The organism is Chryseobacterium taiwanense, from assembly GCF_000813825.1.
Classification (GTDB): Bacteria; Bacteroidota; Bacteroidia; order Flavobacteriales; family Weeksellaceae; genus Chryseobacterium; species Chryseobacterium taiwanense.
Map to the genome: position 1 here is coordinate 367,425 of NZ_JWTA01000004.1, position 23,507 is coordinate 390,931.

The 23,507-nt window shown below is 33.4% G+C and carries 23 protein-coding genes; 14 read left to right on the forward strand and 9 right to left on the reverse strand.

Annotated features, from left to right (window positions below; genetic code table 11):
• Positions 1-3: 3 nt before the first annotated feature.
• Positions 4-1,128, reverse strand: coding sequence for a DegT/DnrJ/EryC1/StrS family aminotransferase (locus RM51_RS05150; protein ID WP_039365815.1), 1,125 nt, complete (start codon positions 1,126-1,128; stop codon positions 4-6).
• Positions 1,129-1,297: 169 nt separating this feature from the next.
• Here RM51_RS05150 and RM51_RS05155 point away from each other — a divergent pair, with 169 nt between their 5' ends.
• The gene (locus RM51_RS05155) at positions 1,298-2,902 is read left to right on the forward strand and encodes a S8/S53 family peptidase (protein ID WP_039365817.1); all 1,605 of its coding nucleotides are present in this window, start codon (positions 1,298-1,300) and stop codon (positions 2,900-2,902) included.
• Between the two features lie 117 nt (positions 2,903-3,019).
• Here RM51_RS05155 and RM51_RS05160 read toward each other — a convergent pair whose 3' ends face one another.
• Positions 3,020-5,554 carry a phosphoenolpyruvate carboxylase gene (locus RM51_RS05160; protein WP_039365819.1) on the reverse strand — a complete coding sequence of 845 codons (2,535 nt, stop codon included), beginning with the start codon at positions 5,552-5,554 and terminating at the stop codon, positions 3,020-3,022.
• Between the two features lie 247 nt (positions 5,555-5,801).
• Between RM51_RS05160 and RM51_RS05165 the strand changes: the two genes are divergently transcribed.
• The 10 genes from RM51_RS05165 (at position 5,802) to RM51_RS05210 (ending at position 12,334) form a co-directional block, all read left to right on the forward strand.
• Positions 5,802-6,467, forward strand: coding sequence for a hypothetical protein (locus RM51_RS05165; RefSeq protein WP_039365820.1), 666 nt, complete (start codon positions 5,802-5,804; stop codon positions 6,465-6,467).
• 55 nt (positions 6,468-6,522) lie between these two features.
• Positions 6,523-6,927, forward strand: coding sequence for a putative periplasmic lipoprotein (locus tag RM51_RS05170; RefSeq protein WP_039365822.1), 405 nt, complete (start codon positions 6,523-6,525; stop codon positions 6,925-6,927).
• A gap of 33 nt (positions 6,928-6,960) precedes the next feature.
• Positions 6,961-7,560: a hypothetical protein gene (locus RM51_RS05175; protein WP_039365824.1), complete on the forward strand. Its 600-nt coding sequence runs from the start codon at positions 6,961-6,963 to the stop codon at positions 7,558-7,560.
• 140 nt (positions 7,561-7,700) lie between these two features.
• Positions 7,701-7,949, forward strand: coding sequence for a hypothetical protein (locus RM51_RS05180; protein ID WP_039365825.1), 249 nt, complete (start codon positions 7,701-7,703; stop codon positions 7,947-7,949).
• A gap of 26 nt (positions 7,950-7,975) precedes the next feature.
• Positions 7,976-8,788, forward strand: coding sequence for a DUF3667 domain-containing protein (locus tag RM51_RS05185; RefSeq protein ID WP_039365827.1), 813 nt, complete (start codon positions 7,976-7,978; stop codon positions 8,786-8,788).
• 11 nt (positions 8,789-8,799) lie between these two features.
• Positions 8,800-9,234 (forward strand): WG repeat-containing protein, encoded by a 435-nt coding sequence (locus RM51_RS05190; protein ID WP_039365829.1) that lies wholly within the window; start codon positions 8,800-8,802, stop codon positions 9,232-9,234.
• A gap of 95 nt (positions 9,235-9,329) precedes the next feature.
• On the forward strand, positions 9,330-10,493 hold the full coding sequence (locus RM51_RS05195) for an iron-containing alcohol dehydrogenase (protein ID WP_039365831.1): 1,164 nt from the start codon (positions 9,330-9,332) through the stop codon (positions 10,491-10,493).
• 178 nt (positions 10,494-10,671) lie between these two features.
• The gene (locus RM51_RS05200; RefSeq protein WP_039365835.1) at positions 10,672-11,133 is read left to right on the forward strand and encodes a lipocalin-like domain-containing protein; all 462 of its coding nucleotides are present in this window, start codon (positions 10,672-10,674) and stop codon (positions 11,131-11,133) included.
• A 66-nt stretch (positions 11,134-11,199) separates the two neighbouring features.
• On the forward strand, positions 11,200-11,853 hold the full coding sequence (locus RM51_RS05205) for a GDSL-type esterase/lipase family protein (protein ID WP_039365837.1): 654 nt from the start codon (positions 11,200-11,202) through the stop codon (positions 11,851-11,853).
• A 4-nt stretch (positions 11,854-11,857) separates the two neighbouring features.
• Complete coding sequence (locus RM51_RS05210) at positions 11,858-12,334, forward strand: hypothetical protein (RefSeq protein ID WP_039365839.1); 477 nt, start codon at positions 11,858-11,860, stop codon at positions 12,332-12,334.
• 51 nt (positions 12,335-12,385) lie between these two features.
• Here RM51_RS05210 and RM51_RS05215 read toward each other — a convergent pair whose 3' ends face one another.
• Together RM51_RS05215 and RM51_RS05220 are read right to left on the reverse strand one after the other, a co-directional pair.
• Positions 12,386-13,738, reverse strand: a complete 1,353-nt coding sequence (locus RM51_RS05215) for a DEAD/DEAH box helicase (protein WP_039365841.1) — start codon at positions 13,736-13,738, stop codon at positions 12,386-12,388.
• Between the two features lie 160 nt (positions 13,739-13,898).
• Complete coding sequence (locus tag RM51_RS05220) at positions 13,899-15,539, reverse strand: ABC1 kinase family protein (RefSeq protein WP_039365843.1); 1,641 nt, start codon at positions 15,537-15,539, stop codon at positions 13,899-13,901.
• A 96-nt stretch (positions 15,540-15,635) separates the two neighbouring features.
• On the opposite strand from RM51_RS05220, the gene RM51_RS05225 reads away from it, so the two are divergent.
• Together RM51_RS05225 and RM51_RS05230 are read left to right on the forward strand one after the other, a co-directional pair.
• Positions 15,636-16,085 carry a hypothetical protein gene (locus tag RM51_RS05225; RefSeq protein ID WP_039365845.1) on the forward strand — a complete coding sequence of 150 codons (450 nt, stop codon included), beginning with the start codon at positions 15,636-15,638 and terminating at the stop codon, positions 16,083-16,085.
• 7 nt (positions 16,086-16,092) lie between these two features.
• Positions 16,093-16,740, forward strand: coding sequence for a hypothetical protein (locus RM51_RS05230; protein ID WP_039365847.1), 648 nt, complete (start codon positions 16,093-16,095; stop codon positions 16,738-16,740).
• Between the two features lie 12 nt (positions 16,741-16,752).
• Here the strand turns inward: RM51_RS05230 and pheA are convergent, their stop codons facing one another.
• Positions 16,753-17,589 (reverse strand): prephenate dehydratase, encoded by an 837-nt coding sequence (gene pheA, locus RM51_RS05235; RefSeq protein ID WP_039365848.1) that lies wholly within the window; start codon positions 17,587-17,589, stop codon positions 16,753-16,755.
• Positions 17,590-17,709: 120 nt separating this feature from the next.
• Between pheA and RM51_RS05240 the strand changes: the two genes are divergently transcribed.
• Complete coding sequence (locus RM51_RS05240; protein ID WP_039365850.1) at positions 17,710-17,925, forward strand: hypothetical protein; 216 nt, start codon at positions 17,710-17,712, stop codon at positions 17,923-17,925.
• A 102-nt stretch (positions 17,926-18,027) separates the two neighbouring features.
• Here RM51_RS05240 and guaA read toward each other — a convergent pair whose 3' ends face one another.
• The 4 genes from guaA to purN all read right to left on the reverse strand — a co-directional run bounded on the left by guaA (position 18,028) and on the right by purN (position 23,490).
• Positions 18,028-19,557 carry a glutamine-hydrolyzing GMP synthase gene (gene guaA, locus RM51_RS05245; protein ID WP_039365852.1) on the reverse strand — a complete coding sequence of 510 codons (1,530 nt, stop codon included), beginning with the start codon at positions 19,555-19,557 and terminating at the stop codon, positions 18,028-18,030.
• A 283-nt stretch (positions 19,558-19,840) separates the two neighbouring features.
• Positions 19,841-21,079 (reverse strand): phosphoribosylamine--glycine ligase, encoded by a 1,239-nt coding sequence (gene purD, locus RM51_RS05250; RefSeq protein WP_039365854.1) that lies wholly within the window; start codon positions 21,077-21,079, stop codon positions 19,841-19,843.
• 91 nt (positions 21,080-21,170) lie between these two features.
• Positions 21,171-22,688, reverse strand: coding sequence for a bifunctional phosphoribosylaminoimidazolecarboxamide formyltransferase/IMP cyclohydrolase (gene purH / locus RM51_RS05255; protein ID WP_039365856.1), 1,518 nt, complete (start codon positions 22,686-22,688; stop codon positions 21,171-21,173).
• 235 nt (positions 22,689-22,923) lie between these two features.
• Positions 22,924-23,490: a phosphoribosylglycinamide formyltransferase gene (gene purN / locus RM51_RS05260; protein ID WP_039365858.1), complete on the reverse strand. Its 567-nt coding sequence runs from the start codon at positions 23,488-23,490 to the stop codon at positions 22,924-22,926.
• Positions 23,491-23,507: the final 17 nt, after the last annotated feature.

Consider the following 23,507-nt stretch of genomic DNA (forward strand, 5'->3'; position numbering starts at 1 on the left):
TAATTACCCCATAAATTCCAACACAGCATCAGTAATATACTTCAACTGTTCGTCATCTAGTTCTGTGTGCATTGGCAGAGAAATTACTTCACCCAAAAGCTTATCTGTGTTTACAAAATCAGCGTCATTACTTTCCTGATAATATGCTTTTTGTTTTCTCAATGCTACCGGATAATAGATCATTGCAGGAATTTCTTTTTCCGTTAAGAATTTTTGTAATTCATTACGCTTACCGTTCAAAATTCTTAATGTATACTGGTGGAAAACATGAGTAGAATCTTCAGCTCTCTTAGGAGTTAAAATATTTGAATGATTGGCAAAAGCTTCATCATAAAAATCAGCAGCTTTTCTTCTCGCCTCGTTGTAAGAATCCAAATGAGGAAGTTTCTTTCTCAATACCGCAGCCTGAATACTGTCTAAACGAGAATTCACTCCCACCTCATCATGATAATATCTTTCGTACATTCCATGGTTAACAATCCCTCTCAAACGGTGTGCTAAATCATCATTGTTAGTAAAAATAGCTCCTCCATCTCCATAGCAACCTAAGTTTTTAGATGGAAAGAATGAAGTAGTACCCACCGTTGACATTGTTCCCGATTTTTTTACGGTTCCATCAGCAAAAGTATAATCAGCACCGATTGCCTGTGCATTGTCTTCAATAACGTATAGGTTATTTTCTTCAGCGATTTTCTGAATTTCTTCCATATTCGCACATTGTCCGAAGATATGAACCGGAATAATAGCTTTTGTTCTTGGAGTAATCGCTTTTTTTATAGCTTCTGTTGAAATTGTAAATGTATCGTAATCAACATCTACCAAAACAGATTTAAGTTTAAGCAAATGAATCACCTCTACAGTTGCTGCAAAAGTAAAATCAGCCGTGATCACCTCATCACCTTCCTGTAAATCTAATGCCATTAAAGCAATCTGCAATGCATCTGTTCCGTTTGCACAAGGAATCACATGCTTTACATCTAAATAAGACTCCAATTCATTCTGGAAAGACTTTACTTCAGGACCATTGATAAAAGCCGCAGAATCCATTACATTTAAAACTGCATTATCTACTTCGTTCTTTATTTTGTAATACTGACTTTGCAAGTCAACCATCTGAATTTTTTTCATATATAAATTTTATTGTTTAATCCTACGCAATCGCTCAAATTCTCAATATCGGCTTACATAAAATAATCATGAGACGATTTCGTAATAAATTATTTCTGTAAAAATAAGGAATTTAATATCCTTTTAAAAATTTTATTGATTTTGTTTTATCTTTATACAAAATAAATGCATGAATAGATTTCTATCTTTTTGTTTTTTAGCAATTTGCTCTTCATTTTCTGCTCAGACAGAACTTGTTTTTGTTTATTTTAATGATAAACCGAATAAAGCTGTGTTTTATGCAAATCCATTATCAGAATTAACTCAGAAGTCTTTAAACAGAAGAGCGACACTTGGTATTGCCTTAAACGATCAGGACGCTCCAATAGAGCAGTCTTTCATACAAAGTATTCAGAATTTAGGCATTCCTGTTACCGATTATTCCAAATGGCTTAATGGAGTTGCTGTAACTGTTAATCAAGCTCAGGTCAATCTTATCAAAACACTTCCGTTTGTTTCGTCTGTACAAAGTTTTGCCAAAAACTCTTCATTAACTGTAAAAGTTCAGTATCAAAATAAATGGAACGATTTTGAGAAAACGAATAATGTGTCCACCATCTTTAATTATGGTTCTGGCTTAGAACAGATTGATCAAATTAATTTAAAACCATTGCATCTTGCAGGATACACCGGAACAGGAGTTACTATTGCAGTAATCGACACCGGATTTCCTTTCGTAAACACAGGTGCTGCTTTTTCAAGATTATGGACCAACAATCAAATAAAAGGTGGTTATGATTTCGCCACAAAAAGCACGGATATTTACAATACTTCACTAAACAATCATGGTTCTGTGGTATTGGGAGCAATCGGAGGCTACCTTCAAAATAGTTTTGTAGGATCGGCTCCCGATGCAGATTTTTATCTTTACAGAAGTGAAAATACCACTGTAGAAATTCCGGAAGAAGAAATGTACTGGATTGAAGCTGCAGAAGAAGCAGACAGAAAAGGCGTAGACCTTATTACCTCTTCTTTAGGATATTCTGTTTTTGACGATTCTAAATACAACTATTCTTACTCCAATATGAACGGAACTACTTCATTCATTGCAAGAGGAGCTGAAATTGCCGTTAATAAAGGGATATTTGTACTGATAGCAGCCGGAAATTCAGGAGAACAGCCTTGGCATTACATTACAACACCGGCAGATAACGCCAAAGTGTTCTCAATAGGCTCGGTAGATTCTGCTAATCTGTCTTCAGCATTTTCATCGTATGGACCCAATTCAGCAGGAGCAATCAAACCTGATGCAGCTGCAAGAGGAACAAATTCGACAACAGTAGACAACGGATCTCTCATCACTGTTTCCGGAACCTCTATTGCAACACCCATTGCTGCAGGTGGAGTTGCCTGTCTTATTCAGGCTTTTTCTACGATGAACAGAGATCTTATGAGAAATAAATTACGCCAAACCGCCTCTCTTGCTCCAAGCTATACCGATCAAATGGGATATGGAATCCTTAACTTCGGAGGCTTTTATAATTCTGTTTTAAATACTTCTGAACTCGTTAAGAAAAATTCTGTTGCTATTTTTCCAAATCCTGTAAAAAATATTTTAAATATTGCTTCTGAAAGTGATGTTCTTTATTTGGAAGTTTATGATAATTTAGGACAATTAATTACTAAAGTCAACAATCAAAAATCTGTGAAAGTTGAGAGTTTTCCCAAAGGAGTTTATTATCTGAAAATTCAGACGAAGGATAAGATTTACTATGAAAAATTTATAAAAGAATAAATTGAAAAACCTCTCAGATTGAGAGGTTTTTGTTTTATATAAATCATTATAATTTATAATTCAATAGTTTTGTTTTGGAGATTCTTCACTTCGTTCAGAATGACAATTAGGATATTTTTACGCTGAATTTCTACTCGCATTAATATTCCCAAACAACGAACGTGTTACCAACTTTCCGTATGCTTCTACATCGCCTTCTCCTTTCTGAATTTTCATTAATGCATACTGCTGAATGCTTAATAACGGAAGAACTATTCTTTCACGGATCTTCACCGATTTTCTGGATAACGGGTCTTCTTCCTGAAGCATTTTAAGTCCTGTCAGTTCCAGCATAATATTTTTGGAAAGTGTATATTCATCAAACAACACATTCCAGAATGCCCCGAATTTAGGGTTGTTTTTAATATAGTAAGTCAATGGGAAATAAGTCTTATTCATACTCATCATTGAGTTTAGCACTAACGTTTTAAAGAAGTCTGAACCTTTGTACAATTCTATCACTTCACCAAATCTTCCCTCCTCTTTCAACTGCTGCATCGCAAAACCGAAACCGAAAAATCCGGGAACGTTTTGTTTCAATTGTGCCCATGAACCTACAAACGGAATCGCTCTTAAATCTTCAAATTTAAGCTCACTTCCCCCTCCTCTTTTTGACGGACGGCTTCCTATATTGGCTTTTCCATAATATTCAAGCGTACTCATTTCCTGAAGATATGGAACAAACATTGGATGGGCTTTCAGATCTGAATATTTCTGATAACTGATTTCTGCCAATTCAATGATTAACGCTCTTTCTTTTTCTGTTAAGTCCTTTTTAGCATTTTTAAAGACATCATTCTCTACTCCAGCTGTCAGAAGTTGTTCAAAATTGTATTTTGCCTGTTCTTTATTTCCGAAAATACTGGTAATCGTTTGTCCCTGAATCGTTAATTCAATTTTATTATTCGCGATTGTTTTTCCTTGCGAAGCGTAAAAATCGTGCGTTTTACCTCCTCCTCTTGCTGGTGGCCCCCCTCTACCATCGAAGAATACGACTTTAATTCCGTTTTCTTCGGAAAGTTTCGTTAATACTTCTTTTGCCTTATAGATTTCCCAGTTTGCTTTCAGATATCCTCCGTCTTTTGTTCCGTCTGAGAAACCAAGCATAATGGTCTGCTGATTTCCTCTTTTTTCCAAATGTTTTTTGTACACAGGATTCTGATATAATTCTTGCATTACATTTTCAGCATTGGCAAGACCTTCCATTGTTTCGAAAAGGGGAACAATATCCATATTGATGTCTTCATCCTGATACCCACAGATTTTGAAAAATGCATACACATTCATCACATCTTTTACGGCATCGGAGTTGGAGATAATATATCGATTCATTCCTCTCAATCCATTCAATTGTTGAATTTCTGAAACCTGAGAAACCGTCAACAAAGTATCTTTAATAATATCTTCAAAATCATCAGGATTTACTTTTTCTGAGATCTGAATTAATCGATTAAATTTATCTTCATGACTTGCTCCAAGAGTTCCGTAAACTTTAGTAAATACTTCATCTATCACCTTCTGATGAATTCTGCTGTCCTGACGAACATCCAATGTCGCAAAGTGAGTTCCGAAAATTCTTACACGATCTTTGAAGTTTACCAAAAGATCCAAGAACAAAGAATTGTGCTGTTCAACTAAAATCTTCTCAGCTTCTTCCAATCTTTTAATAATGTCATCCGCTGTGATTTTTTCATTTCTGAAGATTGCAGAATATAACTCGTTACTAAGTTTTGTCAAAACATCTGAAACCCCTCTAAAACTTAATCTTCTTCGAACCGTTTTCAGATTATTGTAGTAAGCTTTCAAAATGGCAGAATGAAGTTCTTCCGCTACTCTTTTTGTTACTTCTGCGGTTACGAAAGGATTTCCGTCACGGTCACCTCCCGGCCAAAAACCTAATTGGATCAAATCTTCGTGCAAATGAAAATACTCACTTCCGAAAGTCGATTTTATTTTTGTGAAAAGCTCTCCAATTGTATCGTAATAAACATATCTCAAGTAATAAATAATACTCAAAGCTTCATCAATCGGAGTTGGTTTTTCTTTGTTCACAAACGGAGTTTTCCCCAATTGCTGTAACAACATATCGATATTCGTGATAGAATCTGTCGTAATAGCATTTCTAAGGTCATGAAGGATTCTCTGTACCGAATTCGGATAGAACTGTGTTGGGTGAGCCGTAAAAACAACTTTCACCGCAAAATCTTTCAGTTTTTCACGAATTTTCTCCAGTTTATGATCCTGCAATGAACGTTCGTACATATTGGTTACCGTTCCGTTATCACTTTCAGAGTGAAGGTTCGGAAATGCAGCATCTTCAATACTATCAAACAGAACAACCTGTCTCTCAATATATTGTATAATTTTAAAAAGCAATTCGGTCTTTTGCTCTTCAGTCTGTAAATCGGTATGATTTTTAAAGAATTCTTCAACGATGTCTTCGGGTGTTTTTCCGGCTTCGTAGCCGATCTTACTTTCTTCACAAAGGAAAGGAAGCAACATCCCGATATTCGTCATTTTATCATAAGGCAGGCTCATAAATAATGAATTGTAGATCTGGAACTTATTTTCCACAATCTGCCTGAATTTTTCTGCGCGTTGGTCGTGTATCATATAACAAATGTAGGAGATTTTCATTTGATTTCAAATGACGTTTAGTTTAAAATTATATAAATTTTATGGATATTTTTGCAGGATATATACACTATTCTATATTCTATTCAAAAGTGTTTTCTTAAAAAATTCAATTCAGTGATATTGTTTTTTATTGAAGTCATGAGTATTAAGAAACGAAAATACTTTTTAGGTATCTAAAGTAAATTAAGTTTATATGTATCTTCGTAAAAAACTATAACCATAAATGAAATTTGGAATTATTTTTTACGCGATCTTAGGAATCTTAGCATTTTTATTAGGTGTTTATTTATTACAGTATTCTATTCTAATTTCACTTATTTTCTTTATTGGAACCTTTATTAATGGAGTTTTCATTCATAGAGAATATTCTATTCATAAGAGTGAAAAAATAGAATACAATGAAAATACTCTTCCGGAAGAAGTAATTATAAAATATTCAAGGTCGGGCAGAATTATTGCTATTGCCACTTACAGTATTTTTATGATTTTGGGATCATTTTTTCTTTTGTACCTTAAATTTAAACTCAATGGAACAGCAATATTTATATTAATTATACTTAGTGCATTTACAGGTTATTTTATTTTCAAAATAATTATAGAGATAAAGAAAATATCACAAATTATCATTTCTATCAATGAAAAAGGAATACAAATAAAGAATAATCCTACGTACTTATGGAATCATATCCAGCTTGAAAAAATTATTGTAAAACGTGTAGTAACACGCGAATCAAAACATGATTACCAACCTGAAATTAATTATTTATACTTTTTTCATAATAATGAGAAAATAGAAATCAATATTGATGATTTTGATATTACGGATTATCAGCTTTCGCAGGTTTTAAAAATATTTAGAACTCGTTACAATAATTCAGGTTCATTCTAATTTTGATTGCAAGACATTAATAATTAATTTTACATTTCACACCAATCTCTATTCCATGAAAAAGATATTTATATTCCTTGTAATGACTTTTCTTTTCACCGCGTGCGGTGAGGATTGTTATAATGCTCCTCAACCGATCGTTTTTGAATTCGTGAATGCTAATGATGAAAACCTGATCACCAATGGAACTTTAAGCTCTTACTCTGTGGTTGAAGAAAATCAAACCGGAGTACAGCTGACCAAAACTTCTGATGATAAAATCATTTTAGAGAATGTGGGAGCCTATAATGGTACTAAAAACTATACATTTAGTTCAAATCTTAAGATTTTTGATTTCTCCATACAATCATCTGAATTTAAAGGTGGTTGTGATGGCTATCAAATCAATAAGTTAACATTTACAGGAGTCAATATAGATGTAACAGATGACAAAGGATATTATAAAATTATATTCAAGTAGCTTCATTGGCATTGTTTTATCTGAAAAATAGTTATGAGAATTATTTCAATTTTTTCTTTTCTGATACCGGGTTTATTACTCTCCCAAAATACAGTTCCTTCCGATTTCAAAAAAATTCCTGAAATCCTGGATAATACAGAGCTGCTGTATCCTTTCATTGTTCCCGAGAAAAAATATGAATATTGGTCAGTATTTCGTAATAATCCGGATCCGGACAAAGCGATTGTCTATGAAAGTCAGGCACCAGAATTTATGACGATTAACGATCCCGCTCCTGAAAAAGGTTTCTTTCAGAAATGTTTAGGTGAAAACTGTTTTACTTTCCTTATTGCCTGTGAAAATAGCCAGTCGAAATATTTCTCAAACGAACAGCAATTAAGAAATTTCATCGGCTCTGTTGATAATCTTCCAGAAGCAATTTTAGTAGCCAATACTTATGGCTTTACAGTTGACTCTTCTGATATCTCTGGTGGAGCCTACAAAATTGAAGACCACTATATCACCATGTATCTTTCAAAATTCAAAAACTGCCCTGTTACAAAAGAATCATTTTGGATTAAAATAAACAGAAAAACTGGTAAAATAGATTCAAAAAGTAAAGGAATATATTCTCAAAATAGCGATTGCCAATAATTACAATTATTCAATAAAAATATTCATTCTTTACTACAAACATTAGACTATTTTTTTTTATTTTATTAACATTAAGTGAATTTAATTTTGTTTTTCTACTCGTTTTTTAATAGTTTCGTTTTTACTATTTTACAAAAACTATGAAAAACCAAAAATTCAAGGAATTAACACTGGAGCAACTCTATGCCCAGAAAAAAAAGATACAAAGTATTACCATTGCTATAGCTCTACTTCTAATGGTTGCTTTTTGTATTCTTTTCTATTTTGCCATTTCTACAAAAAAGTTTGTTCTTATTGCTCCTGCTATTGGCAGTTTTATGACTTTATTACCTACGCTGATTATATTGACTCAGATCAATGAGGAAATAAAATATAGAAATTCACAATAACACCACATTCTAAAAAACTTTACATCATGGAATCAACTTGTTTAAACTGTAGTCAACCTATTACAGCAAATTTTTGTGGGAATTGTGGACAAAAAAAGTATAAAAGAATCGACAGAAAGTATATTATGGATGAAGTGCAGTATACTTTCATTCATACGAATAAAGGCTTTTTATACTCTGTAAAAAATATCATCAAAAATCCGGGAAAAACCGCCCGTGAATTTATAGAAGGGAACCGAGTTAATCATTACAAACCTATTTTACTGGCGTTTGTATTAAGTGGTATTTCGGCTTTTATTTCTTATAAAATATTAGGAATGGCAGATACCGTTATGAAACATTTTCAAAGCGAGAAATATGCTGCCGCTGCCGGTTCACAATTTATGCATGATTATATGTCGTTTGTAACCTCATATAATTCTTTTATCATGCTATTATCCATCCCGTTTTTTTCTTTTTTCACTTATTTATCGTTCAAAAAGTGGGGTCATAATTATTATGAACATATTGTAATCAATTCCTATATTCTTTCTTTTTATACAATATCACTTATTGTATTATTTTATCCCGTCCTATTTTTTTTAAAAGGGAGTCCTGCTACATTTTACAATGTTAGTATGATTTCTTTACTTTTAACCCCTTTATTACTAGTCTTTTTCTTCAAAGAATTTTATAATGATAAACCTTTAAAATCTATTATTTTACGAGTTTTGGCTTTAGTTGGTGTAATCATAGTTGGTGTATTTATTCTTCTGACAGCTATCATTGTTTTAGGGTTTATTGTTGCTATGTTAAAAGGCCCCGAAGCTCTTGAATATCTTGCTCCTAAAAAACATTAATCTGAATATCTATGAAAAATTTAGTTGTATTAACATTTGTATTCTTCAGTCAGTTATTTTTTGCCCAATATCAAAAGGTTTATAAATACGATGAGTATAACCAAGGTTGGGCGTTAGTAAAAACTTCTTCAGGAACATTTGGATTTATTGATAAACAAAAAAAGGTGATTGTACAGCCTATTTATTCCAAAATAGAAAAATTTGGAGTTTTGGATGGGAATTTTGCTTTAGTGAAAACCATCTCTGATGGATATGGATTAATTGATAGATTCGGAAAAGAAGTCGTTCCTGCCATCTATTCCAAAATAGAAAAGTTTGATGCTGTAAAAAAAGACTGGGCTTTAGTAAAATCAAGAACAGATCATTATGGCTTTCTAGACAGAACCGGAAAAGAAGTGATACCAGCAACTTACACGCTGGAAGAAATAAAAGCTAAATTTCAATAGGTATAATTGAAAATAATGATTGGAATTTTAAAATAATCTTAACTTATTTTTGAAAAAGCATTCCGTACATTTGGGTAACAAAAAATGTAAGAACAATGCTTAATTTCGAGTTTAAAAACCCTACAAAAATACTTTTCGGAAAAGGTGAAATTGCTAAAATTTCCAACGAAATTCCTAAAGATGCTAAAATCTTAATGATCTATGGAGGAGGCAGCATCAAAAACAACGGTGTTTACGATCAGGTAAAAGAAGCTTTAAAAGATCACGATCTCTATGAATTCGGAGGTGTTCCTGCCAATCCTGAATATGAGGTTTTAGTAAACGCTTTGCTGTTTATTAAAGAAAAAAATATCACTTTCTTATTAGCTGTTGGAGGTGGCTCTGTAATTGACGGAACAAAATTCCTTTCTGCAGCAGCCAATTATGAAGGAGAACCTTGGGAAATCCTTAAAAAGCCAGTAAGAACTTTTGAAGGTGAAGGAATGCCTTTCGGAAGTATTCTGACATTACCGGCTACAGGTTCTGAAATGAATTCAGGATATGTTATTTCAAGGAGAGAAACCAACGAAAAATTATCTTCGGGAGGACCGGGACTTTTCCCTCAGTTTTCTGTTTTAGATCCGGAAGTGGTACGATCTATTCCAAAAAATCAAATTGTAAACGGATTGACAGATGCTTATACTCACGTATTGGAACAGTATATGACAGCTCCTTCTCCTGCAGATCTACAGGAAAGAATTGCTGAAAGTATTCTGATCAGCTTACAGGAAACCGCTCCAAAAGTTTTGGCAGATGATTTTAATTATGATGCAGCCGGAAACTTTATGTGGTGTTGTACAATGGCTCTTAACGGATTAATCCAGAAAGGAGTGATTACCGATTGGGCTGTTCACGCAATGGGACACGAATTAACGGCATATTTCGGAATCGATCACGCAAGAACTTTAGCTATCATCGCTCCATCACACTATCGTTACAACTTTGAAACAAAAAAAGGGAAACTGGCTCAGTATGCGGAAAGAGTTTGGGGAATCAAAGAAGGTTCCGTAGAAGAAAAAGCAGAGTTAGGAATTAAAAAACTGGAGGAATTCTTCCATAGCTTGCATATCCAGACGAAACTTTCAGAATATACGGAAGACTATAAAGGAACAGCAGAAAAGGTAGAAAAAGCTTTCACAGACCGAAATTGGGTAGGTTTAGGTGAATATAAAAAGCTTACGCCACAAGATGCTTACAAAATTGTAGAAATGAGCTATTAATACATTTTAAGGTTTAGGGTTTTCCATTTAAAGTTAAAATATTCAACTTGAAACCCTAAACTTTAAACCTTAAACAGATAAATTTATTTTTTTTGCAAACATTCATTTAAAAAACCTTTATTTCATTACAGATATTACAAATTTATTTATATTTTAGCACATTCTTAAATTTGTGATAATGAAAAAACAGCTACTTTTATTTGCCTTTTCAGCTTTGGCGCTTACTTCTTGTGAAGATGACAATATGCAAGCATACGAATTAGATATTCTAAAAGGAGATTGGAAGACAAGTAAAACGGAAATTGTATCAGGAAAAGATGGTAAAACAGTTCTTTTAAGTACTCCTGTAACCGGATGCAGCGTAAAGGATATTACTTCTTTCAGCATTGATTATTCTACTTCATATACATATTATAGTGGTACCGGTGCAGATTGTAAAATCGCTGGTAAAAGTGAAGGTACTTATACTTATGATACAGAAACTAAACTTCTAAACATTAAGTATAACAATGATAATAATCAACCTTATAAAGTAGAAATCTTATCAAGCTCTGAGCTTAAAATTTTAGATTTATCAAGTGATATCGACTATAACGGAGATGGAGTAAACGATCTCGTTTACGCTTCATTTAAAAGATAATAACACATAGCTCCCGATATTTTCGGGAGTTTTTTTATACCTTTATCCTACAAAAATTTAGAAACAATGAAGAAGATGTTATCAGCATTCTTATTGCTGACTTTTGCCCTTTTCTTTTCTCAGGAAAAAAAGCCGATGTACTGGCAAGACATTCAAAATTTCAAAAAGCTAGATCAGGAAAATGCTCCCCCTAAAGACGCCATTCTTTTGATAGGAAGCTCCTCTTTCACAAAATGGACTGATGTAGCCAATTATTTCCCTACTAAAACAATCATCAACAGAGGTTTTGGTGGTTCTAGGCTTACAGATCTTAATTATTACGCAAATGATCTTTTAAACTATGAGCCTAAGCAAATCATTATTTATTGCGGAGAAAACGATTTTGCAGATGATGACAAACTAAAAGCAGATGTTGTAGTGGAAAGATTCAAAACGTTCTATCAGAAAGTCCGTCAGAAATTCCCCAAAATAGAAGTAGATTATATTTCAATAAAGTATTCGCCAAGCAGAGAAAAGCTATGGCCTCAAATGAAGGAAGCGAATAAAAAGATCGCTAAATTCATGAAAAAGCAAAAGAATTCAGAATTTATAGATATTACAGGCGTGATGAATGATGCAAATGGCAATATCAGAAAAGAGCTTTTTGTAGAAGATATGTTGCACATGACTCCGGAAGGCTATAAGCTTTGGACTTCTGTAATGAATCCTTATATGAAATAACTTCATGAACGACCGCACAAAGAATCTACCACTCTATAAAAAAGCAAAGGAAATAGATCAGACATTGAGAATTATTACTGATTTATTTCCTGAAGAGAATGAATACTTACAAACTCTAAAATCCAATCTGCTTGAGGATATTATGGTTATTCAGGCTAAAATTTGTGGTGCAGAAGCGGTAAAGCTTTATGATATTAAAATGGAAAATGCTGCCATCATAAGAAAATCAGCAAGAGATATTATGGTAAGCGGAAATACTCTAGAAATGTTTGATTTTGCTGAAGCAAAATATTATAAATTAATAAGAAACCTAATAGAGGAATTTCGCCTTTTATTTAGGGATTGGGTAGCCGGATTTAATCCAAAGCATTTTATTGTAGATGATTGGGGATTATTCAATCCTCCCGGAATACCTCAGGATTACATTCAAAGAGACGATGAATTAAACTTCTTGGATGAAAATGAAGATAATGAAGATTAATTTTACCATATAAAAATAAAAAACTCCCTCAAATTGAGGGAGTTTTTTATTTTATTTCTTTCTCTTAGACTTAGAGATTGCTTTCTGTTGTGCTCTGTTGGCTCCAAACTTCTTCGGCGCCTTTCTTTTTGAAGGACCGCCCCAGTTTTCTTTGGTATTTTTTGCTTTCTTTTCATGGAAAGCTCCTCCTCCTTCATTAAGTTTCACCTGAGCAGGATTTTTCATGATTACCTGATCTTCTTCGGAAGCAATTTTCTTAGGATTAATCTTCACTTCCTCAGGGAAATCGATAAATTTTAAATCTTTATCCATCAATAGCTCGATGTCAAGAACCAATGCTTCTTCTTTTTTCGTTACGAAAGTGATTGCTTTACCATCTTTATCTGCTCTACCTGTTCTACCGATTCTGTGAATATATTGTTCAGGAATATCAGGAGTTTCAAAGTTGATAACGTGGGTAATATCCGAGATATCCAAACCTCTCGCCATTACGTCTGTAGTAATCAATCCTCGTATTTCTTCATTCTCAAAACGCTTCATTGCTTTCAGTCTGTAGTTCTGAGACTTATTAGAGTGAATAACATCAAACTGTCCAGGGAAAAGTTCATCAATTTTAGTAAATAATAAATCTGCGTGTTTCTTATTGTTATTGAAAATCAAAACTTTGGACATATCCTCTTTGTTTTTCAATAAATTTTCAAGCAAATTGATCTTCGTATTGAAGTTTTCAACTTTATAAGCTGTCTGTTCTATTTTTTCAAGAGGTGTTCCCGATTTTGCCAATGAAATTTCAACAGGACTTGCAAAATACTCATCCAACATTTCATCAACCGCTTCTGTCATGGTAGCAGAGAATAAAATATTTTGTCTTTTCTCTTTCATCATCTCAAAAATATGCGTCAACTGAGGTCTGAACCCTAAATTCAGCATTTCGTCAAACTCATCAATGATTAATTTCTGAACTTCTTTTAGTGAAATGGCGTTATCAATAGACAAATCCATTACTCTTCCCGGAGTTCCTACCAAAATATCACAACCGTCATTAAACAATAACTTTTGTGTATTGATATTTTTACCTCCGTAGATTCCTATAACTCTTGCAGTGATGTTTTCCGTTAATTTTTCAAGGATTTCTGTTACCTGAACTACCAATTCTCTGGTTGGAACCAATACCAAAACCGTTGGATTTCCGGATTTGTTGTATTTCCAAGTTTTCAATACAGGTAAAAGATATGCTAACGTCTTTCCTGTTCCGGTTTGCGCAATTCCCATCACATCTCTTCCTGAAAGGATAGGTTTCAAGCTTTTTTCCTGAATAGGAGTCGGTTCAAATAATTCTAAATCTGCTAAAACATCAAGAATTTTAACCGGAAGGTCAAAATCTGCAAAAGTGAGTTTTTCCATTTTGCAAAGATAGGTATTTAATTTTTTAAACTTTGAAAGGAAATTTGAAGATAAAACTTAAGAGTAAGTTTGTCATTCTGACGAAGGAAGAATCTCAGTAAACAATAACAGATTCTTCACTCCACTTTGTTCCATTCAGAATGACAGATATAATTTTTAATTATTTTCTTGTAATTCTCAACAGAATAACAATTACTAAAAATACTGAAAAAATAAAACCTAATACAGCCACCAATGACAGCTCTCCTATTCTGGGTCCTGCTTCTGAAACAAATACAATTGCAGTTGCAATGATATTCGCTCCCAAAACCATTGTCAGAATCAAATTAACAATACTTGATTTTATTAACTGATTCGTTTTCTCTAGATTTTTTATCTCACTTGAAACCGTGAATTTATTCTCATCCAATTTTTGCAGCACGGAACGCAGTTCTTTCGGAATTTCATCCACGTTATCCGTGAAATTCATCATTCTGTCCATTCCGGTTTTCAACAGATTTTTTGGATTGATCTTTCTTGTAAATATTTTTTTGGTGTGGGGATGCAGACTTTTTACAATATCAAGATCGGGGTTGATACTTCTTCCAACTCCTTCTATCAAAGTAATTCCTTTAAATAAAAGATAAAAATAATCCGGCATATACAAGCGGTTATCTTTCAATACATCTTTCATTTTGTTGATAATCACCTGCGCATTGATTTCTTTCAAAGACGAACTGTGAACAAAATTCAGAATATCTTCTACATCACTTTCAAATCTTCTTTCATCCGGAATTTGGTAGCTAATCGCCATTTTTTTCAGATACCGTACAATTTTATGAGGATTTTTTGCCACAAAACTTACAATAAGGTTCTCCAAAATCTCTTTATCATTAGGCGGAATCTTTCCTACCGCTCCAAAGTCGATGAAAACAACTTTTCCATCTTTTTTTACTAAGATATTTCCGGCATGAGGATCTGCATGAAAGAAACCATAATCCATGATCTGAGAAACAAATAGCCTTAAACCTATTTCTGAAATATTCGCAGGATCAATATCATTTTCTACAAGAACTGGAGTATCCGTAACTTTTATTCCATCAATAAATTCCATGCAAAGAATATTGTTGTTGCAAAATTCTTCATAGATTTTCGGAACATAAGTTTCTTTGTTATTTTTAAAATTCCTTCTGAATTGTAATATATTTTCTTTTTCGTTAATCAAAGAAACCTCTTCTAATAAAGACCTTTCGAAAGTAGAAATCGCCTGTTTCAGATTAAGCTTCTCTCCTATTTCGGAATAAGAGGAAATCAGTTTTTCCAAATCTTTTATCAGCAACAAATCATCTTCAATAATGGTCTGAACATCCGGTTTTTTAATTTTTAGGATCACTTCAGTTCCATCAAGTAAAATTCCTTTATAGACCTGAGCAATAGAAGCGGTTGCTAATGGATCTTTCTGAATATCGGCAAAATGTTCATTCACAGAGATATTAAACTCATTTTCCAGAATTTCCTCTACATTCATTTCTACCGTATCCACTTTATCCTGTAATTTCTGTAATTCCTGAATCAATTCTTTGGGAAGCAGATCCTCTCTGTTGCTAAAAGTTTGTCCCAATTTCACAAAAGTAGGACCCAGTTCTTCTAACACCAATCGAATTCTTTCATAAACAGTTCCTTTGGAAACGATTTCATCAGAAGTCTCATCTACTTTTTTTCCGCCCTGCATTCTTGCCAATACATCTTTGAATCCGTATTTGCTTAATACCGAAAATAGTTTGGCTGATCTTTTAAGTTTTCGTTGTTGCTTATCAAACATAATCATTGTGAAAAATAGATTGTTCTAAGGTATTCAAAAAATGTTCCTAATGAAAGTTTTAATTTAAAATCTAAAAAAGATTTATATTTTTGATTTATGATGAAAAATATAATATTGATACTGATTGTAAGCTTTTTTACAAGTTGTATTTCAAGAAAAAATACAGAATATGTTCTACATGGTAATTATGTTTTAACAAAAGCAAAATTCTTTAAAATAGAAACCAAAAACGGAATTCATATTTTTCATTTTAAAAATGATTCTATTGAGGGTGTTTTCACTAAAATGGTTGACACCAGTTTTGTAAATAAAAATTACAGAAGAATTAGATTAAATAGAAAATACACTCTATTTCTGCAAAAAGAAATCTACGCTAATTTAAGAACTGAAATTCAGGAGACAGAAATTACTGATAACAATATTATAGTCTGGAAACCAGGAATGAAAGCTGAGTATTTTGTCGACTGTGAAAATATTACTGGTGACATGATTAATCCCCGATTTACTCTTCTAAAATATATTGATCCTAATCCTCCAAAATACTAAATTAAATATGTGCAGACTTATTATTCTTGTTCTTGTATTTTTCATTGTCGTTTCATGTAAATCTTACAGAATAAAAAATGTTTATTTTAAATCTGAAACATTGAATGTTGACACAAGAATCACAAGAATTGATTCAACAGGTAATGATTACGTATATTTTTTGAAAAATGATACATTACAAGCATATTTTACCAAGCCTAAACAATGTGACAAAGTTTTTAACACAGTGATTGATACGACAAGAAATTACAACTTGACGATTAAAACTGATGCCAAATATAATTATGATTCAAAAACTAGGGACATGTCTTATTTTCTTGATAGAAATAGCGATACATTTAATTACGAGGATTTTAGATTAATTCTTTTAGACAGTCCTGATATTTGTGGACAAACTGTTAATTGTAAAGAAAATCTTGAGTTTAAAGAAAGATTCTTAGCCTCTGTAAAATTTATTGATACACTTATCTATTCAATTCAAGGAAGAAAATTTCATGAAACTTTAAAGTTTATCTCAAAATATACTCATGTCTCATTTGAAAGCACACTTAATTATGCAAGAATATATCCCGGAATAGCTTACGAAAAAGACAGAAAAATATGGCTCGATTGGTATGAAAAAAATAAATGTACCAATATTCAATTTAAAGAATAAATTTATTCGAGTTTATTCCACAAACAGATACTCATTATAATGTCCCAAAAACTTTACATTGGCTTTAATAGCGATAAGTTCATCAATCGCATTTTGAGATAATACAGGATGCCATTCACTGGCTACATTGATAAAGAAAAAATAGTTTCCTAATCCTGTTTTCAAGGTACGGCTCTCGATTTTTGAAAGGTTCATTTTTCGCCATGCAAATACGGAAAGTACCTGATGTAGCCCTCCTGCGTGATCTTCAGGAAGGGTAATGATAAGAGACGTTTTTTCCGAGCTCTTTTGTAAGGGAAGCTCTAAGATTTCTTTGTTTTTAGATATCACCACAAACTTGGTATGATTCTGTTCAAAATCCTGAATATTTTCGTGAATGATCTTTAAACCATATAATTTAGCTGCGGAACGATTGGCTACAGCTGCCCATTTTTCATTTGGCTTTTCCGATACCAATTTTGCAGATGCGGCAGTAGAATTAAAATCCTGTGATGGAATTTCCGGGTAATATTCGTGTCTAAAATGATAGGTTTGAGCTAATGCTTGTGGGTGAGAAATAATCTTCTCCACCACCGAATTTTCAGGATGCACCATTAAATGATGGGCAATAGGCATCACCAGTTCCGTTTCTATAAAAACATCAAAATTATAGAGATAATCCAATGTCATCGAAACCGTTCCTTCTATCGAATTTTCAAGGGGTACAACGGCTTTATCTACCTCATTATTCATTACGGCATTAAAACAATCCAAAATACTGGATTGGGGTATTAATTCTTCTTCCGGAAATATCTGTGAAGCCGCCAACTGTGTAAAACTTGCCTGCGGACCGAGAAATGCTATCTTCATAGAACAAATGTAGAAAATATAATTACAAATTAATACTATTCTAGATTTGTATTAATTTGTAAATAGTATTTTTATAAATCATAATCCTTACTTCAAACTATTCATCAAAACTATTTAGAAATGGCAATAATTTTTTTAAATCAAAGTGAGTGTACTATTTGCAACCAAACTTTAAATGAAGGACAAGATATTGTGGGATTTCCTGCAATGTTTAAAGATAATAAATTTTATATTTTTAACGATTCAGGATTTCACCGTGCCTGTTTAGAAAAAAGTTTATTAGGAAGAGAAGCATTAAAATATTTAAAAGAACTCGATCTCTCAAAAAACAATTGATGGATATTTATAAACTTAGTATAAAATATTCTGTAGAAAAATTATCTTCAAATATAAAATCCCGCCCAAAGGCAGGATTTATATTTAAAATTCAAGTCAAAATTATTCCCACTCAATAGTTGCAGGTGGTTTGCTTGAAATATCATAAGCTACTCTGTTGATTCCTCTTACTTCGTTGATGATTCTGCTTGAAACGGTATCTAAAAACTCGTAAGGAAGTCTGCTCCACGTTGCCGTCATAAAGTCGATGGTATTTGCAGAACGAACTACTGCTGTATATTCGTACGTTCTTTCATCTCCCATTACTCCTACAGATTTTACCGGAAGAAGTACTACGAAAGCCTGAGAAACTTTTTCATACAAATCATTTTTGTATAATTCTTCGATGAAAATATCATCAGCTTCCTGAAGAATTCTTACTTTTTCAGCGTCTACCGCTCCTAATATTCTGATTCCTAATCCTGGACCAGGGAAAGGGTGTCTGTGAACCAAATGATGAGGAATTCCTAGTTCTTCTCCTACTTTTCTTACTTCATCTTTGAATAGTTCTCTTAGAGGCTCTAACAATTCAAATTCCATATCTTCAGGAAGTCCACCAACATTATGGTGAGATTTGATCACTGCAGAAGGTCCGTTTACAGACTGACTTTCGATTACGTCAGGATAAATTGTTCCTTGAGCTAAGAATTTAGCGCCTTCAATTTTATGAGACTCTTCATCAAAAACGTGAATAAATTCGTTTCCGATGATCTTTCTTTTTGCTTCAGGATCATCAACTCCGGCTAATTTTGACAGGAATCTTTCAGATGCATCTACCATTTTAATGTTCATATGGAAGTGTTCTCCATAGTTATCCATTACTTTTTTGCCTTCGTCTTTTCTTAATAAACCAGTATCAACAAAGATACAAGTCAACTGATCTCCGATTGCTTTATGAATTAAAACTGCTGCTACAGAAGAGTCTACTCCTCCTGAAAGTCCTAGGATCACTTTTTGATCTCCTACTTTTTCACGGATTTCTTCAACTGTTTTTTCTATATAGTTAGTCAACTTCCAGTTTTTCTCTGCATTACAGATTCCGAAAACGAAATTTTCTAACATTTTCCCTCCTTCTTCTGTATGAGAAACTTCCGGGTGAAACTGTACGCAGTAGATTTTTTTATCTTCGTTTGACATTGAAGCGATCACTCCAGATGTTGCGTTCAATTCAAAACCTGCAGGTAATTGTCCAACCTCGTCAAAGTGACTCATCCAAACTACGGAATTGTTAGAAACACCTTTCAATAAAGAAGATTCTTTTACAATTTCTAAGTGAGCTTTTCCGTATTCACCTTTTACTCCTTTATGAACTTTTCCTCCTAAAAGGTGTGCAGTAAGCTGCATTCCGTAGCAAATTCCTAACACAGGAATTCCTTGTTCATACAATTCTTTTTCAACTAAGTGAGCATTTTCTGCGTTTACAGAACTTGGTCCTCCTGAAAGGATGATTCCTCTTGGCTGTTTTTCTAAAAGAGTTGCTAATGGTGTATTGAAAGGTAAAATTTCAGAATATACACCCATCTCACGAATTCTTCTTCCGATAAGCTGATTGTACTGTGATCCGAAATCTAATATGATAATACCGTTGTTCATTATTATAATTGATAAATGATGATTGATAATTGATGAGTTTTTCATGTTTAAAAGAGCATTTGTCATTCCGCAGGAATCTAAACTCTTTACATTTTTATCATTGTTGCAGGGATTCCTACGGAATGACAAAAATTATGTATAAACCTTAACTCAATTTTTATTTAAGCTTTAGCTAAAGCCAATTTGATTTCTTTTTTATTAATTGGACTAAAGTCCAATTCTATTGATGAAATCTTTACAAAAAAAGACCTGGATTTCTCCAAATCTTTTTTTGATTTTTTATTTAGAACTTTCCGATGTCTTCTCTATAGAAGCCATAATCGAAATGTACATGACTTGCATCTTCGTAAACTTTTTTGCGGGCATCTTCGTACGTTGCTCCGGTAGCTACAATATTCAGCACTCTACCTCCGTTAGAAACAACTGCATCACCTTTTTTAACTGCTCCTGCATATAAAAGCTGACTGTGTTTCACTTTGTCTTCTCCTACGATTTCAAAGCCTGTTTCGAAGTTTCTTGGATATCCTCCTGAACACATTACCAGACAAACTGCTTTTTCGTCTTTAAATTTAAGTTCAAGATCTTTTCCGTTCATACAATCCTGGATAACATCTAATAGGTTGTTTTCCATAAGAGCCATTAATACCTGAGTTTCAGGATCTCCGAATCTCATATTGTATTCAAGTAGGTAAGCTCCGTTTTTAGTCACCATCAATCCGAAGAAAATGATTCCTTTAAAACTGAAACCTTCTCCTTTAAGACCTTTTAGAGTAGGCTCAAGAATATTTTTTTCAAAATCAGCATAATGCTCCTGAGTAAATTCAGGGCTTGGTGCTACCGTTCCCATACCTCCTGTATTTGGACCTGTATCTCCTTTTCCTGCTTTTTTATAGTCTTTAGCAGCAATACAAGGGAAGATTTTCTCACCGTTTGAGAATGCAATGATAGAAGCTTCAAAACCTTGTAAGTATTCTTCGATAACGATACGGATACCTGCATCACCGAATACTCTTCTGATCATAAAATCGTGAATCGTAGCTTCAGCTTCCTCTAATGTTTCGCAGATTACCACACCTTTACCTCCTGCAAGACCACTTGCTTTTACTACTAATGGATATTGCTGTGTCTGAATATATTCTTTAGCATCGTTATAAGCATCAAATACTACCGCTTTTGCTGTTTTGATATCATAGGTCTGCATAAATTTCTTAGAGAAAGCCTTACTTCCTTCTAAGCTTGCAACTTTTTGAGTCGGACCGAAAACTTTAAGATCATGTTTCTTAAATTCATCTTTCAAACCTGCAACAAGTGGCGCTTCAGGACCTACAATCGTTAAATCTACTTTTTCTTTGATTGCAAAGTCTCTAAGTTCTTTAATCTCTGACAAATGAACATTTTTCCCTATTGCATCGGTAGTAGCGTTTCCGTTGGCAAAAAACATTTTAGTAACTCTAGAGTCTTTCTGAAGTTTTGCTGCCAAAGCAGATTCTCTTCCACCTTCACCTATGATTAATATTCTCATACTTTATTTATTATCTAGTCTTAATTGTACAAATATATAATTTTGAATGCTATAAATACAATCTCAAAACTATTTTTTAATTCTATTTTAATTAATGGAAAAAATGTCTAACACCAGTAAACATCATCGGAATTTTGTGCTCATTTGCAGCTTCAATACTGTCCTGATCTTTTACACTTCCTCCTGGCTGAATAATCGCAGTAATTCCTTCCTGAGCACAGAAATCTACTACATCACGGAAAGGGAAAAATGCATCTGAAGCCAAAACTAAGTCTCCTGTAAATTTTTCTTTTGCTCTTTCAATCGCTTGTTGAGTAGCCCAGATTCTGTTTACCTGTCCACCTCCGATTCCGAAAGCCTGAATTCCATTAGAAACAACGATCGCATTAGATTTTACATATTTTACTACTCTCTGAGAGAATAATAATGCTTTTTTCTGCTCTTCTGTAGGCTGAGTTTCAGTTACTACTTTAATATCATCCGAGAAGATGCTGTCGTTATCCTGAACCAAGATTCCTCCATCGATTTTCACCCAAGTTTGTTTGTCAGAAACAGGGTTTACGATTTTTATGATTCTTAAGTTTTTCTTCTTTCTTAAAATTTCCAAAGCTTCTTCATCAAATTCAGGAGCCATTACAATTTCAAGGAATGTTTTGTTTAATTCTTCAGCTGTTGCCGCATCGATTTTGTAGTTCATTGCAACAATTCCTCCAAAGATAGAAACCGGATCACACTCGAAAGTTTTTGTATATGTCTCCAAAGCTGAAGTTCCGATGGCAACTCCACAAGGTGTAGAGTGCTTCACAGCACAACAAGCCATTTCTTCTTTGAATTCAGTCACCACTTTCCAGCAAAGATCCATATCACGAAGATTATTGAAAGACAATTCTTTACCTCCCAATTGTTCGAAATCTTTCATCGCACCGTTTTCAAAAGTAGAAACGTAATAAGCAGCTGTCTGATGTGGATTTTCACCATATCTAAGGTCAGAAACTTTTTTGTAAGATGCATTCAGATACGTTGGATATTCTTCCTCTAAAAGCATTCTTGAAATAGCTGCATCATAAGCAGAAGTAAGGTTGAATACTTTTCCTGCTAACTTTTTACGTGTTTCGATGTACGTGTCACCGTTTTGCTCCATTTCGATTTTCACTGCTGCATAATCTTCAACATCAGTAATTACCGTAACAGAATCAAAGTTTTTAGCCGCAGAACGAAGCATTGAAGGACCTCCGATGTCGATAAACTCTACCTTTTCGTGAAGAGAAATGTTTTTGTTTACATTCTCGAAGAAAGGGTAAAGATTCACAATCACCATGTCAATCAGACCAATTTCGTGCTCCTGAACTGTTTTCATGTGCTCTTCGTTTGAACGAACCGCCAACAATCCACCGTGAACTTTCGGGTGCAACGTCTTCACTCTTCCGTCCAACATCTCAGGGAAATTGGTAACCTCATCAATCTGAATTGGATTTAAACCAGCGTCTTTCAAATGTTTGAACGTCCCTCCCGTAGAAATCAATTCATAGTTTTGGGCTTCCAAAAACTGCGCGAATTCGATTAATCCGCTCTTGTCAGAAACACTGATTAAAACTCTTTTTTTGCTCATTTTTCTTTCGATTTTTTACTTTTTACAGCTATTTCAAACTGTAAATCGGGTCTTTCACCTCCGATTTTACTTTTATTTTACTTAGATTTTTTCTTGTTTTTCGAAATAATTAAAATCTAAATGTGTTTTTTAATCTAAAAAGATGGTGTATTTTTTAACCACCCCGTCAAAATTCTTTCTGAATTTTGACACCCCTCCAAAGGATGGGAATTTTTGTATCGTTAATAATTTGTAGTTAATTATTATTCAATACTTTATTAATTGCTTTTGGAAAAATCTCATATTCAATGATATGAACTTTTTCAGCGAGTGTTTCCGGAGTATCATTTTCTGTGACTTCAAATGATTTTTGAAGAATAGCTTCTCCTTCATCGATTCCTGAAGTTACGAAATGTACGGTTGCTCCACTTTCTTTTTCTTTAGCTTCAATTACTGCATGGTGAACATGATGTCCCCACATTCCTTTTCCTCCGAATTTTGGCAGCAAAGCTGGATGAATATTGATAATTTTCCCTTTCCAAAGTTCACAAAAATCAGGTTTTAGAATGGATAAAAATCCAGCCAATACGATTAGATCTGTATTTTCTGGGATAATTTTACTCAATTCACTGCTGAAGTTTTTACCTCTTGGAATTAAAACGTTATCTATGTTATGATTTTCTGCTCTTTCCAGTCCGTAACATTCTCTGTCAGCAACCACTAAAGATATTTTTGCATTCTGGATTTCTCCATTATCAATGGTATCAATGATTCTCTGAAGATTGGTTCCTGAACCTGAAACGAGTATAACTAAGTTTTTCATTAATTAGAAGTTAGAAG

Bases quoted from the DNA above. Each gene is read 5' to 3' on its own strand.
- RM51_RS05170 (WP_039365822.1), top strand. From the start codon at position 6,523: ATGAAAAAGATATTTATATTCCTTGTAATGACTTTTCTTTTCACCGCG.
- RM51_RS05155 (WP_039365817.1), top strand. From the start codon at position 1,298: ATGAATAGATTTCTATCTTTTTGTTTTTTAGCAATTTGCTCTTCATTT.
- RM51_RS05190 (WP_039365829.1), top strand. From the start codon at position 8,800: ATGAAAAATTTAGTTGTATTAACATTTGTATTCTTCAGTCAGTTATTT.
- RM51_RS05175 (WP_039365824.1), top strand. From the start codon at position 6,961: ATGAGAATTATTTCAATTTTTTCTTTTCTGATACCGGGTTTATTACTC.
- RM51_RS05210 (WP_039365839.1), top strand. From the start codon at position 11,858: ATGAACGACCGCACAAAGAATCTACCACTCTATAAAAAAGCAAAGGAA.
- RM51_RS05215 (WP_039365841.1), bottom strand. From the start codon at position 13,738: ATGGAAAAACTCACTTTTGCAGATTTTGACCTTCCGGTTAAAATTCTT.
- RM51_RS05195 (WP_039365831.1), top strand. From the start codon at position 9,330: ATGCTTAATTTCGAGTTTAAAAACCCTACAAAAATACTTTTCGGAAAA.
- RM51_RS05225 (WP_039365845.1), top strand. From the start codon at position 15,636: ATGATGAAAAATATAATATTGATACTGATTGTAAGCTTTTTTACAAGT.
- RM51_RS05160 (WP_039365819.1), bottom strand. From the start codon at position 5,554: ATGATACACGACCAACGCGCAGAAAAATTCAGGCAGATTGTGGAAAAT.
- pheA (WP_039365848.1), bottom strand. From the start codon at position 17,589: ATGAAGATAGCATTTCTCGGTCCGCAGGCAAGTTTTACACAGTTGGCG.
- RM51_RS05230 (WP_039365847.1), top strand. From the start codon at position 16,093: ATGTGCAGACTTATTATTCTTGTTCTTGTATTTTTCATTGTCGTTTCA.
- RM51_RS05205 (WP_039365837.1), top strand. From the start codon at position 11,200: ATGAAGAAGATGTTATCAGCATTCTTATTGCTGACTTTTGCCCTTTTC.
- RM51_RS05240 (WP_039365850.1), top strand. From the start codon at position 17,710: ATGGCAATAATTTTTTTAAATCAAAGTGAGTGTACTATTTGCAACCAA.
- purN (WP_039365858.1), bottom strand. From the start codon at position 23,490: ATGAAAAACTTAGTTATACTCGTTTCAGGTTCAGGAACCAATCTTCAG.
- purD (WP_039365854.1), bottom strand. From the start codon at position 21,079: ATGAGAATATTAATCATAGGTGAAGGTGGAAGAGAATCTGCTTTGGCA.
- guaA (WP_039365852.1), bottom strand. From the start codon at position 19,557: ATGAACAACGGTATTATCATATTAGATTTCGGATCACAGTACAATCAG.
- RM51_RS05150 (WP_039365815.1), bottom strand. From the start codon at position 1,128: ATGAAAAAAATTCAGATGGTTGACTTGCAAAGTCAGTATTACAAAATA.
- RM51_RS05165 (WP_039365820.1), top strand. From the start codon at position 5,802: ATGAAATTTGGAATTATTTTTTACGCGATCTTAGGAATCTTAGCATTT.
- RM51_RS05185 (WP_039365827.1), top strand. From the start codon at position 7,976: ATGGAATCAACTTGTTTAAACTGTAGTCAACCTATTACAGCAAATTTT.
- RM51_RS05220 (WP_039365843.1), bottom strand. From the start codon at position 15,539: ATGTTTGATAAGCAACAACGAAAACTTAAAAGATCAGCCAAACTATTT.
- RM51_RS05180 (WP_039365825.1), top strand. From the start codon at position 7,701: ATGAAAAACCAAAAATTCAAGGAATTAACACTGGAGCAACTCTATGCC.
- purH (WP_039365856.1), bottom strand. From the start codon at position 22,688: ATGAGCAAAAAAAGAGTTTTAATCAGTGTTTCTGACAAGAGCGGATTA.
- RM51_RS05200 (WP_039365835.1), top strand. From the start codon at position 10,672: ATGAAAAAACAGCTACTTTTATTTGCCTTTTCAGCTTTGGCGCTTACT.